Here is a 13873-nt window from a genome sequence, read left to right as displayed (position 1 = left end):
GACCCTGGCGCCTTTTTGCGTTTTGCTGCTTCTAAGCCTTTTGTTGGTACTTCCGGGGGAATGAGGAACATATGTCGTACGTGGAGATGCCGGGCGCCAAGGTCCCGATCCGCCTGTGGACGGACCCGGCGACGGTCGAGGACGTGGCCCTGCGCCAGCTCCAGAACGTGGCGACCCTGCCGTGGATCGAGGGCCTGGCCGTGATGCCGGACGTGCACTACGGCAAGGGCGCGACGGTCGGCTCGGTCATCGCCATGCGGGGCGCGGTGTGCCCGGCGGCGGTGGGCGTGGACATCGGCTGCGGGATGTCGGCGGTGAAGACGTCGCTGACCGCGAGCGATCTCCCCGGTGACCTGTCCCGGCTCCGCTCGAAGATCGAGCAGGCGATCCCGGTGGGGCGGGGCATGCACGAGGACCCCGTGGAGCCGGGCGGCTTCCACGGGCTGGCCACGGCCGGCTGGGAGGACTTCTGGGGGCGGTTCGACGGGGTGGCGGAAGCGGTCAAGTTCCGCGAGGACCGGGCGCACAAGCAGATGGGCACCCTCGGCTCGGGGAATCACTTCGTGGAGGTCTGCGTCGACGCCTCCGACGCGGTGTGGCTCATGCTCCACTCCGGGTCCAGGAACATCGGCAAGGAACTCGCCGAGCACCACATCGGCGTGGCCCAGAAGCTTCCGCACAACCAGGGCCTGGTCGACCGTGACCTCGCCGTCTTCGTCGCGGACACCCCGCAGATGGCGGCCTACGAGAACGACCTCTACTGGGCCCAGGAGTACGCGAGGCACAATCGGTCGATCATGATGGCGCTCCTCAAGGACGTGGTCCGCAGGGAGTTCAAGAAGGCCAAGGTGACCTTCGAGCCCGAGGTGAGCTGCCACCACAACTACGTGAGCCGCGAGCGGTACGAGGGCATGGACCTGCTGGTGACCAGGAAGGGCGCCATCAGCGCCCGGTCCGGGGAGTACGGCATCATCCCCGGCTCCATGGGCACCGGTTCGTACATCGTGAAGGGGCTCGGCAACGAGAAGTCCTTCAACTCCGCCTCGCACGGCGCGGGCCGCCGGATGAGCCGGAACGCGGCCAAGCGGCGCTTCAGCGCCAAGGATCTGGAGGAGCAGACGCGGGGCGTGGAGTGCCGGAAGGACTCCGGTGTCGTGGACGAGATCCCGGGTGCCTACAAGTCGATCGACCACGTCATCGACCAGCAGCGGGACCTGGTGGAGGTCGTGGCGAAGCTGAAGCAGGTCGTCTGCGTCAAGGGCTGACGTGCGGCTGTGACCGAGGGCCCGGCCGGAAGGCCGGGCCTTCTGCGTCGGCCGGACGCGCCGGGGGGAGTGCGCGGACCCGGGGCCGACGGGTGCGTCGCCCTCGGCGGTGAGCGGTGGCGTTCGTCCTCGTGGTTCAGCCGTCCGCCGGTGTCAGGGAGTCCAGCCATCCCAGCAGGCGGGCGCCCTCGCGGGTCATGATGTCCGGGTCGCGCAGGGCGTTGGCCATCAGGGACATGCCCTGGTAGGCGGAGACCAGGGTGAGGGCGAGGTCGTCGGGGCGGGGCAGGCCGAGGGTGCGGAACTGGGTGGCCGTCCAGTCCAGCAGGTGCCGGATCAGCGTGCCGGCCTCCGCGTCGAGGGTGCCGTCCGTGCGCTTGTCGAGTTCGACGGCGAGGGTGCCGGTGGGGCAGCCGTGGCGGGCGGCGGTCTCGCGTCGGTCCACCCAGGCCGAGACGAGTCCCTTGAGGCGGTCGCGCGGGTCCGTCAACCGGTCCAGCCGCTCGGTGAGTTCGTCCAGGTGGGCGCGGTGTTCGGAGAGCGCGGCCCGGACCAGTTCGTCCTTGGTCTTGAAGTAGTAGTAGACGTTCCCGACCGGGACGTCGGCCTCCCGCGCGATGTCGGCGAGGGTGGTCCGTTCGATGCCCTGCTCGTGCAGGACCCGGGCCGCCGCCGCGGTGAGCCGTCGGCGCTTCTGGGACGCCCGCGCCCGCCGATCCACTGAGTTTGTCACCTCACTGACTATAGACAGCCGGGGGTGCGGGCGTGTTAGCGTCTTGAGTTAGTTGACTCACTAACTTACAGGGGGCGCGTGATGATCACTGTGACCGGAGCCACCGGCACCATCGGACGGACGCTGGTCGGACTGCTGGCCGAGGCGGGGGAGAAGGTGGTGGCCGTGTCGCGGCGGCCCGGGCCGGCGGATCCGGATCCCGGGGTCCGGTGGGTCCGGGGCGCGGTCGGGGACGCGGCGGGCATGCGGCCGGCGCTCGACGGCGCCCGCGCGGTCTTCCTCGTGCTGGGCGGTGAGCTGAACTTCCGGGGGGAGAGCCCCGAGGCCCTGCTGGACGTGGTCGCGGACGCCGGGGTCGAGCGGGTCGTGCTGGTGTCCTCGCAGGTCGCCGCCACCCGGCCGGAGACGCCCTCGCACGCCCGGCTGCGCGCCTTCGAGGCCGCGGTGCGTGCGTCCGGACGGGAGTCCACCGTCCTGCGCCCGGCGGGATTCGCCTCCAACGCCCTCGCCTGGGCCGCGTCGGTCCGCGCGCGGCGCACCGTCTTCGCCCCCTTCGGCGAGGTCGCGCTGCCGGTGGTCGACCCGGCGGACATCGCCGCGGTGGCCGCCGCCGCGCTGCGCGAGGACGGCCACGCCGGCCGGACCTACGAGCTGACCGGACCGGAGCCGATCAGCCCCCGCGAGCAGACCGCGGTGCTCTCCGTGGCCCTGGGCGAGGACGTGGCCTTCACGGAGCTGTCCCGCGAGGAGGCGCACGCCGGGATGGCGCGGTTCATGCCGGAGCAGGTCGTCTCCGGCACCCTGGACGTCCTGGGCGCGCCGCTTCCGGCCGAGCGGCGGGTGAGCCCCGACGTGGCGGCCGTGCTGCACCGCCCGGCCGCGTCCTTCGCGGACTGGGCCGCGCGCAACCTGCCGGCGTTCGCCTGAGGCTTGCCCCGACGAACACCTTCGCGGCGCGGCGCGGTCACCCGCTTCTCGAAGGAACGCGGGCAGGCCCCCGAATCCTGTGGTAACGCCCCTATTCAGTCCCTGCAGTCAGCGCATGGCCACCGAGGACGAGCACCCACGTCCCCCCGACATCGCCGCGATGCTCACCGACCAGACGAGCGCGTGCGAGGCGGCCCGCGCCGCCATCGCCGCTGGTGGCGAGGTACAGGTCGCGGACGGGGAAGCGCCTCACTGGATGGTCCACGGTATCGCCGCAACCAGGCTGAGACGGTCGTTGAAGCGCGGTCTGCCGAAGACCCTCGGCCTCGACGAGACCGTTGCGATCCTCGCGCGGCACCGCGGCGAGCAACTGCGTACCGGGACCATCCTCGCAGCGGACCGGCTCTGGTCCTTCAATCTGTACTTCGACACCACCGGGACCGAGCTCTTGGCGTGCAGCGGTGTCGAACGCTCTCCGCTGCCCGGTACGAAGGACTCGTTCGAGCCCTGAGGTCGTCCGCGTCACCGACCCACTGCCCGCCCCGGCCGCTCCTGCGGCCGGGGCGGGTCCGGCGCGCTACTTCGCGTGCCGGACCGCGTAGATCATGATGAACGCGATGAAGTGGATGCCGAAGAGGAAGTAGGCCAGGAAGTACCAGACCTGGCGTTCGTTCCTCGTCTCCTCGGCCAGCCGCCGCTTCTCCAGGGCGGTGTCCCGCTCCGGGGAGGCGCCGCCGTCCGCCGGGGCGCCGTCCGCCACGGAGGGGTCGTCGCTCATCACCGCTCCCGGTGCACCTTGGTGTTGGACGCCTGGGCGCGCGGGCGCAGGACCAGCAGGTCGACGTTGACATGGCTGGGGCGGGTCACCGCCCAGGTGATCGTCTCGGCGACGTCGTCCGCGGTGAGGGGCTCGGCGACGCCCTCGTACACCTTCGCCGCCTTCTCGGCGTCCCCGCCGAAGCGGGTCAGTGCGAACTCGTCGGTCCTGACCATGCCGGGCGCGATCTCGACGACCCGGACCGGCTGGCCGACGATCTCCAGGCGGAGGGTCTCGGCGAGCACGTGGGAGCCGTGCTTGGCGGCCACGTAGCCACCGCCGCCCTCGTAGGTGCCGTGGCCGGCGGTGGAGGAGACGACCACGACCACACCGTCGCCGCTCGCCACCAGCTTCGGCAGCAGGGCCTGCGTCAGGTTCAGGGTGCCGATGACGTTCGTCTCGTACATCGTGCGCCAGTCGGCGGGGTCGCCGGTGGCCACCGGGTCCGCGCCGAGGGCGCCGCCCGCGTTGTTGACCAGGACGCCGATCGTCTTGAAGGCGGTCGCGAACTCGTCCACGGCCGCGCGGTCCGTCACGTCCAGCGGATAGGCCACCGCCGCATGTCCGGCCGTGGTCAGTTCCTCGGCCAGGGCCTCGATGCGGTCCTTGCGGCGGGCGGTGAGGACCACGCGGTAGCCGGCCGCGGCGAGCCGGCGGGCCGTGGCGGCGCCGATGCCGCTGCTCGCGCCGGTGACGACGGCGATGCGGGCGGCGGCGGACGGGGCGGCGGTGGCCATGGCTGCTCCTGGGGCTGCGTCGAGGACGGTTCCGTCCAGCCTAAGTGAGCCTCGGCCGCCGTTCCCCGGGGCCCACACGATGACGGCCGTCCCGGCGAGACGGACCGGTGCACCGGCGATGTCCCGGTGGTCGTCGTCGAGCCTCGCTGTCGTGCGCCGGGGCCCGCCGGCGGCCGGTGGATCCCGGCGTCCCCTGTCCTGTCACCTGTTGGACGGCGCCTGGCGGGCGGCTCGCGTGGCATACATCCGTACGGCAGTCGGAGCGCGAGCGAGGAGTGGTGAGGGGCGTGCGGATGCGGGCGTGGGTGTTGTCCGGAGTGTGTGCCGGTGCCGTTCTGGTACCGGGGACCGCGGTGGCCGCTCCGGCCCCGGAGGGCGACCTCGCCTTCCACGGGACCGTGGTGATGAACGAGGACCAGGCGGAGGTGCGGCTGACCCCGCGCAACAACGGGCCGGGCGCGGTCACCGGCGCCACGGTCCGGCTGCGCTGGTCGGCGGAGCTGGCCGACCGGCAGGAGCTGCCGTCGCAGTGCGTCCGGGAGGACGAGCGCACGGTGGTGTGCGGGCTGGCGGCGCTGGCCGCGGAGGAGACGGGGGAGCAGCTGCGGTTGCCGGTGCGGCTGCGCGAGCGCCCGGCGGAGGTGACGCTGGAGATCGACACCGCGTGGAGCGCGGGGGCGGTCGACAGGGACCGGACGAACGACCGGATGCAGGTGCTCGTGCTGGCCACCGGGGACGCGTACGCCTTCTGAGCCGCGCCCGCGACGGCCGGGGGCGGGGCGCCCGGACCACGGCGCCCCGCCACGAGGCTCCGTGTCCGGCACCCGCCCGGGAGGTGAGGGCGTCGGCTACGCGGGGTTCTCCGCGTCGTAGCGTTCGCGGGCCGTGTGGACCTCGTCGAAGTGGGTCTCCGCCCAGTTCTTCACCGCGGTGAGCAGGCCGGCGAGGCTGGTGCCGAGGGGGGTGAGCGTGTAGTCGACGCGGACCGGGACGGACGGGGTGACCGTGCGGCTGATGATGCCGTCCCGTTCCAGGGCGCGCAGGGTCTGGGTGAGCATCTTGGGGCTGACGCCGGCGATCTTGCGGCCGAGGTCGCTGTAGCGCAGGGGGCCGGGGGTGAGGGCGGCGACGACGAGGCTGACCCATTTGTCGCTGAGCCGCCCGAGGAGCTGGTTGGTGGGGCAGCTGCGGAGGAAGGCGTCGTAGTCGGCGCGGGCCTGTTCGCGGCGCTGGGCGGCGGTCGAGGTCGCCATGGGCTCTCCTCCGGGTCGGCTACGCACTTTCAGGTAACTACTTACCAATGGATAGTACCTCTCCTAGGGTTGGTGCTGCGGCCGGGAAACCGGTCGAAAACCGACAAGTACTGTGAGTACGGGGAGAGTTGACATGCGTGCTGCTGTGGTGAGTGCGTTCGGTGGTCCGGAGGCCGTGGAGATCGCCGAGGTGGCGGTGCCGGAGCCGGGGGCGCGGCAGGTGCGGATCAAGGTCGCGGCCGGTGCGGTGAACCCGGTGGACCTGGCGGTGCGGGCCGGTCTCTTCGGCGGGGCGGGCAAGACGATCGGGCTCGGCTGGGACGTCGCCGGAACGGTCGACGCGGTGGGCGTGGCCGCCGCCTGGCAGGTGGGCGACGAGGTGGTCGCGCTGGTGCCGGGGGTGGCCGATCCGCTGGCGGCACACGCCGAGTACGTCGTCGTGGCCGCGAACGCGGTGGCCAAGGCGCCGGCCACGGTGGACGCGGTGCACGCGGGCACACTGCCGCTGAACGGGCTGACCGCCGTCCAGGCCCTCGACCTGCTGGCGCTGGAGCCCGGTGCCTCGCTGCTGGTGACCGGTGCGGCGGGCGCGGTCGGCGGGTTCGCGGTGCAGCTGGCCGCGCACCGGGGGATCGAGGTGACCGGGCACGCCCGGCCGGACGACGAGGAGCTGGTGCGCTCGCTGGGCGCCGCGCGCTTCGTGTCCGAGGGGGTGGCGCCGGGGAGTGTGGACGCGGTGCTGGACGCGGCGGTGCTCGGTGTGCCGGCGCTGGAGTGGGTGCGGGACGGGGGCGCGTACGTGGGGGTGCACCCCGGGGCGCAGCCGGGGTCGGTGCGCGGGGTGCGGACGGACGCCGTGGAGGTGGCCGCGGACGGGGTGCGGCTGGCGGAGCTGGCCCGGCTGGTCGACGAGGGGGTGCTGACCCTGCGGGTGGCCGGGACCTATGCGCTGGACAAGGCGGCCGAGGCGCATGCCCGGCTGGCCGAGGGCGGCCTGCGGGGACGGCTCGTGCTGCTGCCGTAGGGGGCGGAGCGGGGGGCTGGAATAGCCGGGCCGGGGTGACCGTTGGAGGGGTATAGTTGAACGGTCAACAACCTGGAGGGTGAGCGACCATGCAGTTCGGGATCTTCACGGTCGGCGACGTCACGCCGGACCCCACCACGGGGCGCACTCCGACCGAGCGCGAGCGGATCAAGGCCATGGTCGCCATCGCGCTGAAGGCCGAGGAGGTCGGCCTGGACGTCTTCGCGACCGGCGAGCACCACAACCCGCCGTTCGTCCCCTCGTCCCCGACCACGATGCTCGGCCACATAGCCGCCCGCACGGAGAAGCTGATCCTCTCCACGTCCACGACGCTGATCACCACCAACGACCCGGTGAAGATCGCGGAGGACTACGCGATGCTCCAGCACCTGGCCGACGGCCGGGTCGACCTGATGATGGGCCGCGGCAACACCGGACCGGTGTACCCGTGGTTCGGCCAGGACATCCGGGAGGGCATCAACCTCGCCATCGAGAACTACGCCCTGCTGCGCCGGCTGTGGCGCGAGGACGTCGTCGACTGGGAGGGCAAGTTCCGTACGCCGCTCCAGGGCTTCACGTCCACCCCGCGGCCGATGGACGACGTGCCGCCGTTCGTCTGGCACGGCTCCATCCGCTCCCCGGAGATCGCCGAGCAGGCCGCGTACTACGGCGACGGCTTCTTCCACAACAACATCTTCTGGCCGGCCGACCACACCAAGCGGATGGTCGAGTTCTACCGGAAGCGGTTCGCGCACTACGGGCACGGCACGCCGGAGCAGGCGATCGTCGGCCTGGGCGGCCAGGTGTTCATGCGGAAGAACTCGCAGGACGCGGTGCGGGAGTTCCGCCCGTACTTCGACAACGCCCCGGTCTACGGCCACGGGCCCTCGCTGGAGGAGTTCACCGAGCAGACCCCGCTGACCGTGGGTTCGCCGCAGCAGGTGATCGAGAAGACGCTGTCCTTCCGCGAGTACGCCGGCGACTACCAGCGCCAGCTGTTCCTGATGGACCACGCGGGGCTGCCGCTCAAGACCGTGCTGGAGCAGCTCGACATGCTCGGCGAGGAGGTCGTGCCGGTGCTGCGCGAGGAGTTCGCCAAGGGGCGCCCGGCCGACGTGCCGGACGCGCCGACCCACCGGTCCCTGCTCGCCGCGAAGGACGCCGAGGACGCCCGGGACGCGGACGCGAGGGACGCCAAGGACGCGAAGGACGCCAAGGAGAAGGAGGCGACCGCCGTATGAACCGCCGCACGGACCGTCGTATGAAGCTCGTCGTCGTGTCGGCGGGACTGAGCGTCCCGTCCTCCACCCGGCTGCTGGCCGACCGGCTGGCCGCCGCGGTGGACCGGCGGACCCCGGCCGACATCCAGGTGGTCGAGCTGCGCGACCTCGCCGTCGACATCGCGCACACCTTCACCAACGGGTTCGCCGGGAAGGCCCTGGCCGCCGCGCAGGACGCGGTGGCGGGGGCCGACGGCCTGATCGTCGTCACCCCGGTGTTCAGCGCGTCGTACAGCGGGCTGTTCAAGTCGTTCTTCGACGTGCTCGACAAGGACGCCCTCGCCGGCAAGCCGGTGCTGATCGCGGCGACCGGCGGCACGGCCCGGCACTCCCTGGTGCTGGAGCACGCCCTGCGACCGCTGTTCGCCTACCTGCGGGCCGTGGTCGTGCCCACCGGGGTGTACGCCGCCTCCGAGGACTGGGGTGCGGAGGGGCTGCCCGAGCGGATCGAGCGGGCGGCCGGGGAGCTGGCCTCCCTGGCGACCGGACTGTCGGCGGCCAGGGCCGACACCCCCGGCGGCTTCGAGGTCGTGCCCTTCGAGGCGCAGCTGGCGAAACTCAGCCCCTCCGGTGTGTGAGGAGGGGCGGGACCCCCGGCGCGGGTCGCCCCTGTGACGGTGAGAGACCGGTAAAAAGGGTGATCGTCGGTCCATCGGGCCCGGACGGACCGACGAAGCCCTTGGCAGACTGGGAAGGTGCCCCAGACTGTGCTGCTCGCCGAAGACGACCGTGCCATCCGTCATGCCCTGGAGCGTGCCCTGACGCTGGAGGGCTACCGGGTGACGGCGGTCGCCGACGGCGTGGAAGCGCTGGCGCAGGCCCACAAGAACCCGCCGGACGTCCTCGTCCTCGACGTGATGATGCCGGGCATCGACGGACTCCAGGTCTGCCGCGTGCTGCGCGCCGAGGGCGACCGCACCCCGGTCCTCATGCTCACCGCGCTCGTGGAGACCGCCGACCGCATCGCGGGCCTGGACGCCGGCGCCGACGACTACGTGGTCAAGCCGTTCGACGTCGAGGAGGTCTTCGCCCGGCTGCGCGCGCTGCTGCGCCGCACCAGCCCGGTCCCGACCGGCGGCAGCGGCCCGGAGGGCCCGGTACGCGAGGCACCGGTCGCCGAACGCGAGGTGCACGTCACCGACCGGCAGGTGGAGGCCGCCGGCATCCGCATGGACCTCCAGGCCCGCCGGGCCTGGCGCGGCCGGCGCGAGCTGGAACTGACCCGCACCGAGTTCGAACTGCTGGAACTCCTGGCCCGCAACGCGGGCATCGTCCTCGACCACTCCACCATCTACGACCGCATCTGGGGCTACGACTTCGGCCCCGGCTCCAAGAACCTCGCCGTCTACGTCGGCTACCTGCGCCGCAAACTGGACGAGCCCGGCGCCCCGCAGCTGATCCACACCGTGCGGGGCGTGGGTTACGTGCTGCGGGAGGACTGAGTGGGCCGCCGCTGGCGGCTGCCGGCCCGGCCCCGGCCGAAGCTGGTCTCCCTGCGCACCACCTTCGCGGTCTCCTTCGCGGCCGTCACCGCGGCCGTCACGATCCTCGTCGGCATCCTGTCGTACAGCTCCGCCGCCCGCCTGGTCCGCGTCGACCAGCAGTCGGTGTTCACGCAGGTCGCTCAGGACGTGCGGGACGAGGTACGGCAGCACGCCATGGGCCCCGAGGACTTCTCCTCCTCCCGCCCCGGCCACGACCTGGTCCGCCCCGCCCGCACCGACGTGCAGGTGCTCGGCGCGCAGGGGGAGATCGTGGACCACGGCAGCCCGGTGCTGCCGGTGACCTCCGAGGACAAGGCGGTGGCCGTCGCGCGCTCGGCCGGGAGGGTCGTCCAGCACAAGGACGTACGGGTGGACGAAGACCTGTTCCGCATCGCCACGGTCTCGCTCGGCGACGGGCGGGGCGCGGTCCAGGTCGCGCAGGAGTTCAGCGACACCGAGGACCTGCTGCGGGCGCTGCAGCAGCGGACGCTGATCCTGATGTCGGCGGTCGTGGTGGCGGCCGGACTGTTCGGCTGGTGGCTGGCCCGGCGCATCACCCGGCGGCTGGTGGTCCTCACCTCGGCCGCCGAGGACGTCGCCCGCACCCGGCAGCTGGGCATCCAGGTGCCGGTGGCCGGGCTGGACGAGGTGGGCCGGCTGGGCCGCGCCTTCGACCGGATGCTGGGGCGGCTCGCGCAGTCGGAGGAGGACCAGCGCAGGCTGGTGCAGGACGCCGGCCACGAACTGCGGACGCCGCTGACCTCCCTGCGCACGAACATCTCCCTGCTGCGCCGGATCGACGAACTGCCGCCCGCCACCCGGGAGGAGCTGGTCGCCGACCTCTCCCAGGAGGCACGGGAACTGACCGACCTGGTCAACGAGCTGGTCGACCTCGCCGCCGGGCAGTCCGACGCCGAGCCGCCCCAGCGGGTGGACCTCGCCGACCTCGCCGAGGACGTCGTCGGGCTCGCCCGGCGCCGTACCGGCCGGGACGTGGTGCTGCGCACGAGCGGTGACACGACGACCGACGGGCGGCCCGGCATGCTCCAGCGGGCCATCTCCAATCTGGTGGAGAACGCCGCCAAGTTCGACCGGGGCGGCCGGGCGCCGATCCAGGTCCACATCACCGGGCCGGCGCGGCCGGGCACCGTACGGGTGGAGGTCCTGGACCGCGGGCCCGGGATCGCCGAGGGCGACCTCCTCCGCATCTTCGACCGCTTCTACCGCGCCGCCGACGCCCGCTCCCAGCCCGGCTCGGGGCTCGGCCTGTCCATCGTGCGCGAGATCGCCATGGCCCACGGCGGAGCACCGTTCGCCTTCCGGCGCGAAGGGGGCGGGGCGGTCATCGGCTTCACGGTGGGCGGCGGGATCGTGGGCGGCGACGGCGGCGGCACCGGCGGCTGACGGCCCCGGGGTGCGGCCCGCGCGGGCGGGCGGCCAGGGGGTGGGCCTGCCCGGGGCGCGTGCGGGTCGAGTGGGGGTGCTACGGCCCGTGGCGCGTCGGGCGGGCGGGGCGGGCGGGCGTGGGGTGCGTGTCGTCGCGTGCGGGCGGACGGGGACGCGGGAACGGGCCGGGCCGCGCCGGGCCGTCGACCCGGGTTGAGTACGGCTACCCAGCCCGCGGCGGGTACGCGCACTCATCCGCCGGCTCTCGCGCCGCCCTACCGTCGCCGTATGCCCGAGGAGACCGCACCGACCGCCACCCCAGCCGAAGCACCCGACCCCGACCCGACCGACCCCGCCCCGACCGGTTCCGACCCGACTGGTACCGCCCCGACCGGTTCCGACCCGTCCGGTTCCGTTCCGTCCGGTTCCGACCCGACTGGTACCGCCCCGGCCGGTTCCGCCGCCCGTGCGCTCGGGATCGGCTGCCTCGGCTGCGGCGGGCTGGTGCTCCTCGTCGTCGTCACCCTGATCGGCATGCTCATGTGGAACGCCTCGGACGGCACCGACCTCCCCCGCGTCGCGCCCGAGGACATGGCGGACCGCGTCTCCCTGCACTCCCAGGAGGCCTACGACGTCCTGGGCTTCACGCGCGCCGTGCCGGCCGGGAACGCGCGCGTCGACGGCGGCCCGTACAGCACACTGGGCGCCCAGTTCTGCTACGACGGGGGCGCGCTGGGACTGGACGACAAGACCGTCGACGGCGCCTACCGGATGTACCACGACTGGGCGCTGGACCACGTGTCCGCGAGCCGGGCCGTCCCCGGCCTGCGCCGACTGCACCGGCGGCTGCGGGACGACGGCTGGGAGGTGTCGTCGTACACCGAGGGCGGCAAGGGGAAGGACTGGGCGCTGTTCGTGCAGCGGGACGGCGGTGAGCGGATGTCCTTCACCTGGTACCCGGACCGGCGGTACTTCATGGGCACCGCCGCCGCCCCCTGCGCCTACGACCCCGGGTGGACGGAGGGCGACGAGCCCTACCACCCCGACTCCGAGGCCGGCTCCGTGACGCCGCCCTCCCTCCTGCCGTGAACCCTGGGAGCGGCCCTGCCGTGAACCCTAGGAGCGGCCCGGCAGCGTGAGGAAGCCCTCCGCCCGGGCGCTCGCCAGGCCGATCCTCGGGATGTCGCTGCTCTTGGCGAAGAGCAGGAAGCGGGGTTCCCACACGGGCCGGTACTTGGCGTTGGCCCGGTAGAGGGACTCGATCTGCCACCAGCGGGAGAAGAACGTGAGGGTGGAGCGCCACAGGCGCAGGACGGGCCCCGCGCCGAGACGGGCGCCCCGTTCGAAGACCGAACGGAACATCGCGAAGTTGAGCGAGACCCGGTCGACGCGCAACTCCTGTGCCCGAAGAAGGAGTTCGACCACCATGTACTCCATCAGGCCGTTCTCGCAGGCGCGGTCGCGGCGCATCAGGTCCAGGGAGAGTCCGTGCTCTCCCCAGGGGACGAAGCTGAGCAGCGCGCGCGGTTCGTCGTCGGCGTCCCGGCACTCCAGCATCACGCAGCGGCCGTCGGACGGGTCGCCGAGGCGGCCGAGCGCCATGGAGAAGCCGCGCTCGGTGGCGCCGTCGCGCCAGCGGTCGGCGCGCTCCAGCAGATCCGCCATCTCATCGGCGGGGATGTCCTCGTGGCGGCGGATGCGGACCGTGTAACCGGCCCGGCGGACCCGGTTGTGGGCCTGGCGGACCACGCGCATGGCACGACCGTCGAGGGTGAAGTCGGCGAGGTCCACGATCGCCTCGTCGCCGAGTTCGAGCGCGTCCAGGCCGTGGCGGCCGTAGATCGTGCCGGCTTCCTCGCTCGCGCCCATGACGGCCGGGGTCCAGGCATGGCGGCGGGCCTCGGCGAGCCAGGCGTCGATGGCACCGGGCCAGGCCTCGGGATCGCCGAGCGGATCGCCGGAGGCGAGGCTGACCCCGCCGACGACGCGGTAGGCGATGGCCGCCTTGCCGCTGGGGGAGAAGATGACGGACTTGTCGCGGCGCAGGGCGAAGTAGCCGAGGGAGTCCCGCTCGCCGTGCCGGTCCAGGAGGGTGCGCAGCCGGGCCTCGTCCTCCGGCGCGAGCAGGCACGCGCCGCGCGGGGCACGGAAGCAGGCGTAGAGGACCAGCAGGAACGTGACGGCCATCAGCGAGTTGACGGCCATGTCCGCCCAGCGGGGGGCCCGCACGGCGGGGAACCGGTCGGCGAGCGGGCCGACGCTGATGCCGCGCAGCAGGGTGTAGGCGATCTCGTCCCGTAGGGCGGCGCCGCCGACCTTGTTCGTGGCGTGCACCAGGAGCGTGCCGAGTCCGCCGCTGACGAGGGTGCCGCCCATGCCGACGGCCAGGGCCAGCCGCGGGTTGGACCGGTCGCCGATGGCGTCGAACTCGCGCCGGCCGAGCAGCAGAGCGGCCACGAACAGGCCCGTGAGGGCCGTGGAGATCCAGTTGAAGGGGTGCTCGCGGTAGGGGGCGTGGGTGAGGGCGACGGCGTAGAGGCCGAGGAGGGGGCCGGCGAGGAGGAGGTTGAAGAGCCAGGCGGCCCGTTTGCGGCGGCGCATCACCACCGCGAGGAACAGGGCGAGGGCCGCCGAGACCAGGCCGGCGGTGGCCAGGTACGGGGTGAAGTACTGGCCCGCGTTGTGCTCGTGCACCTCCTCGCGGAACGGCAGTGAGACGACTGCCGCGAGGTTCAGGACGACGAGCAGGCGCAGGTACCAGACGGTGGCCGTGGCGGCGCGGGTGCGCAGCCGGTCGTCGCCGCCGAGGGCGCGGAAGCGGGTGGGGAGGGAGCGGATGCCGCGGGAGGGGTTGCGGGGAGCGGGAACCTGTGGCGGGATCAGAGTCGTCTGTGGAGCGGGCATGTGACGGGTCACCCTTGGGGACGGGGACGGGGCATCGCAGACCCTACAGCTTGTAGGGTAGCG

At 72.9% G+C, this 13873-nt stretch carries 15 protein-coding genes; 10 read left to right on the top strand and 5 right to left on the bottom strand.

Annotated features, from left to right (window positions below; translation table 11 throughout):
* The first annotated feature begins 71 nt into the window (after positions 1 to 71).
* On the top strand, positions 72 to 1265 hold the full coding sequence (locus tag ACZ7KF_RS32645; RefSeq protein WP_471083169.1) for an RtcB family protein: 1194 nt from the start codon (positions 72 to 74) through the stop codon (positions 1263 to 1265).
* A 136-nt stretch (positions 1266 to 1401) separates the two neighbouring features.
* Here the strand turns inward: ACZ7KF_RS32645 and ACZ7KF_RS32640 are convergent, their stop codons facing one another.
* On the bottom strand, positions 1402 to 1998 hold the full coding sequence (locus ACZ7KF_RS32640; RefSeq protein ID WP_471083166.1) for a TetR/AcrR family transcriptional regulator: 597 nt from the start codon (positions 1996 to 1998) through the stop codon (positions 1402 to 1404).
* 81 nt (positions 1999 to 2079) lie between these two features.
* Between ACZ7KF_RS32640 and ACZ7KF_RS32635 the strand changes: the two genes are divergently transcribed.
* Positions 2080 to 2925 carry an SDR family oxidoreductase gene (locus tag ACZ7KF_RS32635; protein WP_471083163.1) on the top strand — a complete coding sequence of 282 codons (846 nt, stop codon included), beginning with the start codon at positions 2080 to 2082 and terminating at the stop codon, positions 2923 to 2925.
* Between the two features lie 115 nt (positions 2926 to 3040).
* Entirely contained in the window at positions 3041 to 3436 is a 396-nt protein-coding gene (locus tag ACZ7KF_RS32630) for a hypothetical protein (protein WP_471083160.1), read from the top strand.
* A 66-nt stretch (positions 3437 to 3502) separates the two neighbouring features.
* Here the strand turns inward: ACZ7KF_RS32630 and ACZ7KF_RS32625 are convergent, their stop codons facing one another.
* Positions 3503 to 3703 carry a hypothetical protein gene (locus ACZ7KF_RS32625; RefSeq protein ID WP_471083157.1) on the bottom strand — a complete coding sequence of 67 codons (201 nt, stop codon included), beginning with the start codon at positions 3701 to 3703 and terminating at the stop codon, positions 3503 to 3505.
* Positions 3703 to 4479 (bottom strand): SDR family NAD(P)-dependent oxidoreductase, encoded by a 777-nt coding sequence (locus ACZ7KF_RS32620; RefSeq protein WP_471083154.1) that lies wholly within the window; start codon positions 4477 to 4479, stop codon positions 3703 to 3705. Before ACZ7KF_RS32620 ends, ACZ7KF_RS32625 begins: the two co-directional genes overlap by 1 nt.
* A gap of 353 nt (positions 4480 to 4832) precedes the next feature.
* On the opposite strand from ACZ7KF_RS32620, the gene ACZ7KF_RS32615 reads away from it, so the two are divergent.
* Entirely contained in the window at positions 4833 to 5231 is a 399-nt protein-coding gene (locus ACZ7KF_RS32615) for a hypothetical protein (protein WP_471083151.1), read from the top strand.
* Between the two features lie 96 nt (positions 5232 to 5327).
* Here ACZ7KF_RS32615 and ACZ7KF_RS32610 read toward each other — a convergent pair whose 3' ends face one another.
* Complete coding sequence (locus ACZ7KF_RS32610; RefSeq protein WP_471083148.1) at positions 5328 to 5732, bottom strand: winged helix-turn-helix transcriptional regulator; 405 nt, start codon at positions 5730 to 5732, stop codon at positions 5328 to 5330.
* A gap of 133 nt (positions 5733 to 5865) precedes the next feature.
* Between ACZ7KF_RS32610 and ACZ7KF_RS32605 the strand changes: the two genes are divergently transcribed.
* From ACZ7KF_RS32605 to ACZ7KF_RS32580, 6 genes are all read left to right on the top strand, one after another.
* Positions 5866 to 6756, top strand: a complete 891-nt coding sequence (locus ACZ7KF_RS32605) for an NADP-dependent oxidoreductase (protein ID WP_471083145.1) — start codon at positions 5866 to 5868, stop codon at positions 6754 to 6756.
* Positions 6757 to 6845: 89 nt separating this feature from the next.
* Positions 6846 to 7997, top strand: coding sequence for an LLM class flavin-dependent oxidoreductase (locus ACZ7KF_RS32600; protein ID WP_471083142.1), 1152 nt, complete (start codon positions 6846 to 6848; stop codon positions 7995 to 7997).
* A 20-nt stretch (positions 7998 to 8017) separates the two neighbouring features.
* On the top strand, positions 8018 to 8614 hold the full coding sequence (locus ACZ7KF_RS32595) for an FMN reductase (protein WP_471083262.1): 597 nt from the start codon (positions 8018 to 8020) through the stop codon (positions 8612 to 8614).
* Positions 8615 to 8731: 117 nt separating this feature from the next.
* Entirely contained in the window at positions 8732 to 9478 is a 747-nt protein-coding gene (locus ACZ7KF_RS32590; protein ID WP_471083139.1) for a response regulator transcription factor, read from the top strand.
* A complete protein-coding gene (locus tag ACZ7KF_RS32585; protein ID WP_471083137.1) occupies positions 9479 to 10924 on the top strand; it encodes a sensor histidine kinase in 1446 nt (481 codons plus the stop codon).
* A 270-nt stretch (positions 10925 to 11194) separates the two neighbouring features.
* Positions 11195 to 11995: a hypothetical protein gene (locus ACZ7KF_RS32580; protein ID WP_471083134.1), complete on the top strand. Its 801-nt coding sequence runs from the start codon at positions 11195 to 11197 to the stop codon at positions 11993 to 11995.
* Between the two features lie 27 nt (positions 11996 to 12022).
* Here ACZ7KF_RS32580 and ACZ7KF_RS32575 read toward each other — a convergent pair whose 3' ends face one another.
* Positions 12023 to 13810 (bottom strand): phosphatidylglycerol lysyltransferase domain-containing protein, encoded by a 1788-nt coding sequence (locus ACZ7KF_RS32575; protein WP_471083131.1) that lies wholly within the window; start codon positions 13808 to 13810, stop codon positions 12023 to 12025.
* Positions 13811 to 13873 lie beyond the last annotated feature (63 nt).

It is taken from the genome of Streptomyces sp. NPDC038200 (assembly GCF_055600785.1).
The sequence above is the reverse complement of the archived record's forward strand: the minus strand, read 5'-3'. Positions and strand labels throughout refer to the sequence as shown.

Excerpts from the sequence above, each read along its gene's own strand:
- ACZ7KF_RS32595 (WP_471083262.1), top strand. The coding sequence starts at position 8,018 with ATGAAGCTCGTCGTCGTGTCGGCGGGACTGAGCGTCCCGTCCTCCACC.
- ACZ7KF_RS32625 (WP_471083157.1), bottom strand. The coding sequence starts at position 3,703 with ATGAGCGACGACCCCTCCGTGGCGGACGGCGCCCCGGCGGACGGCGGC.
- ACZ7KF_RS32620 (WP_471083154.1), bottom strand. The coding sequence starts at position 4,479 with ATGGCCACCGCCGCCCCGTCCGCCGCCGCCCGCATCGCCGTCGTCACC.
- ACZ7KF_RS32600 (WP_471083142.1), top strand. The coding sequence starts at position 6,846 with ATGCAGTTCGGGATCTTCACGGTCGGCGACGTCACGCCGGACCCCACC.
- ACZ7KF_RS32630 (WP_471083160.1), top strand. The coding sequence starts at position 3,041 with ATGGCCACCGAGGACGAGCACCCACGTCCCCCCGACATCGCCGCGATG.
- ACZ7KF_RS32605 (WP_471083145.1), top strand. The coding sequence starts at position 5,866 with ATGCGTGCTGCTGTGGTGAGTGCGTTCGGTGGTCCGGAGGCCGTGGAG.
- ACZ7KF_RS32645 (WP_471083169.1), top strand. The coding sequence starts at position 72 with ATGTCGTACGTGGAGATGCCGGGCGCCAAGGTCCCGATCCGCCTGTGG.
- ACZ7KF_RS32575 (WP_471083131.1), bottom strand. The coding sequence starts at position 13,810 with ATGCCCGCTCCACAGACGACTCTGATCCCGCCACAGGTTCCCGCTCCC.
- ACZ7KF_RS32610 (WP_471083148.1), bottom strand. The coding sequence starts at position 5,732 with ATGGCGACCTCGACCGCCGCCCAGCGCCGCGAACAGGCCCGCGCCGAC.
- ACZ7KF_RS32580 (WP_471083134.1), top strand. The coding sequence starts at position 11,195 with ATGCCCGAGGAGACCGCACCGACCGCCACCCCAGCCGAAGCACCCGAC.
- ACZ7KF_RS32635 (WP_471083163.1), top strand. The coding sequence starts at position 2,080 with ATGATCACTGTGACCGGAGCCACCGGCACCATCGGACGGACGCTGGTC.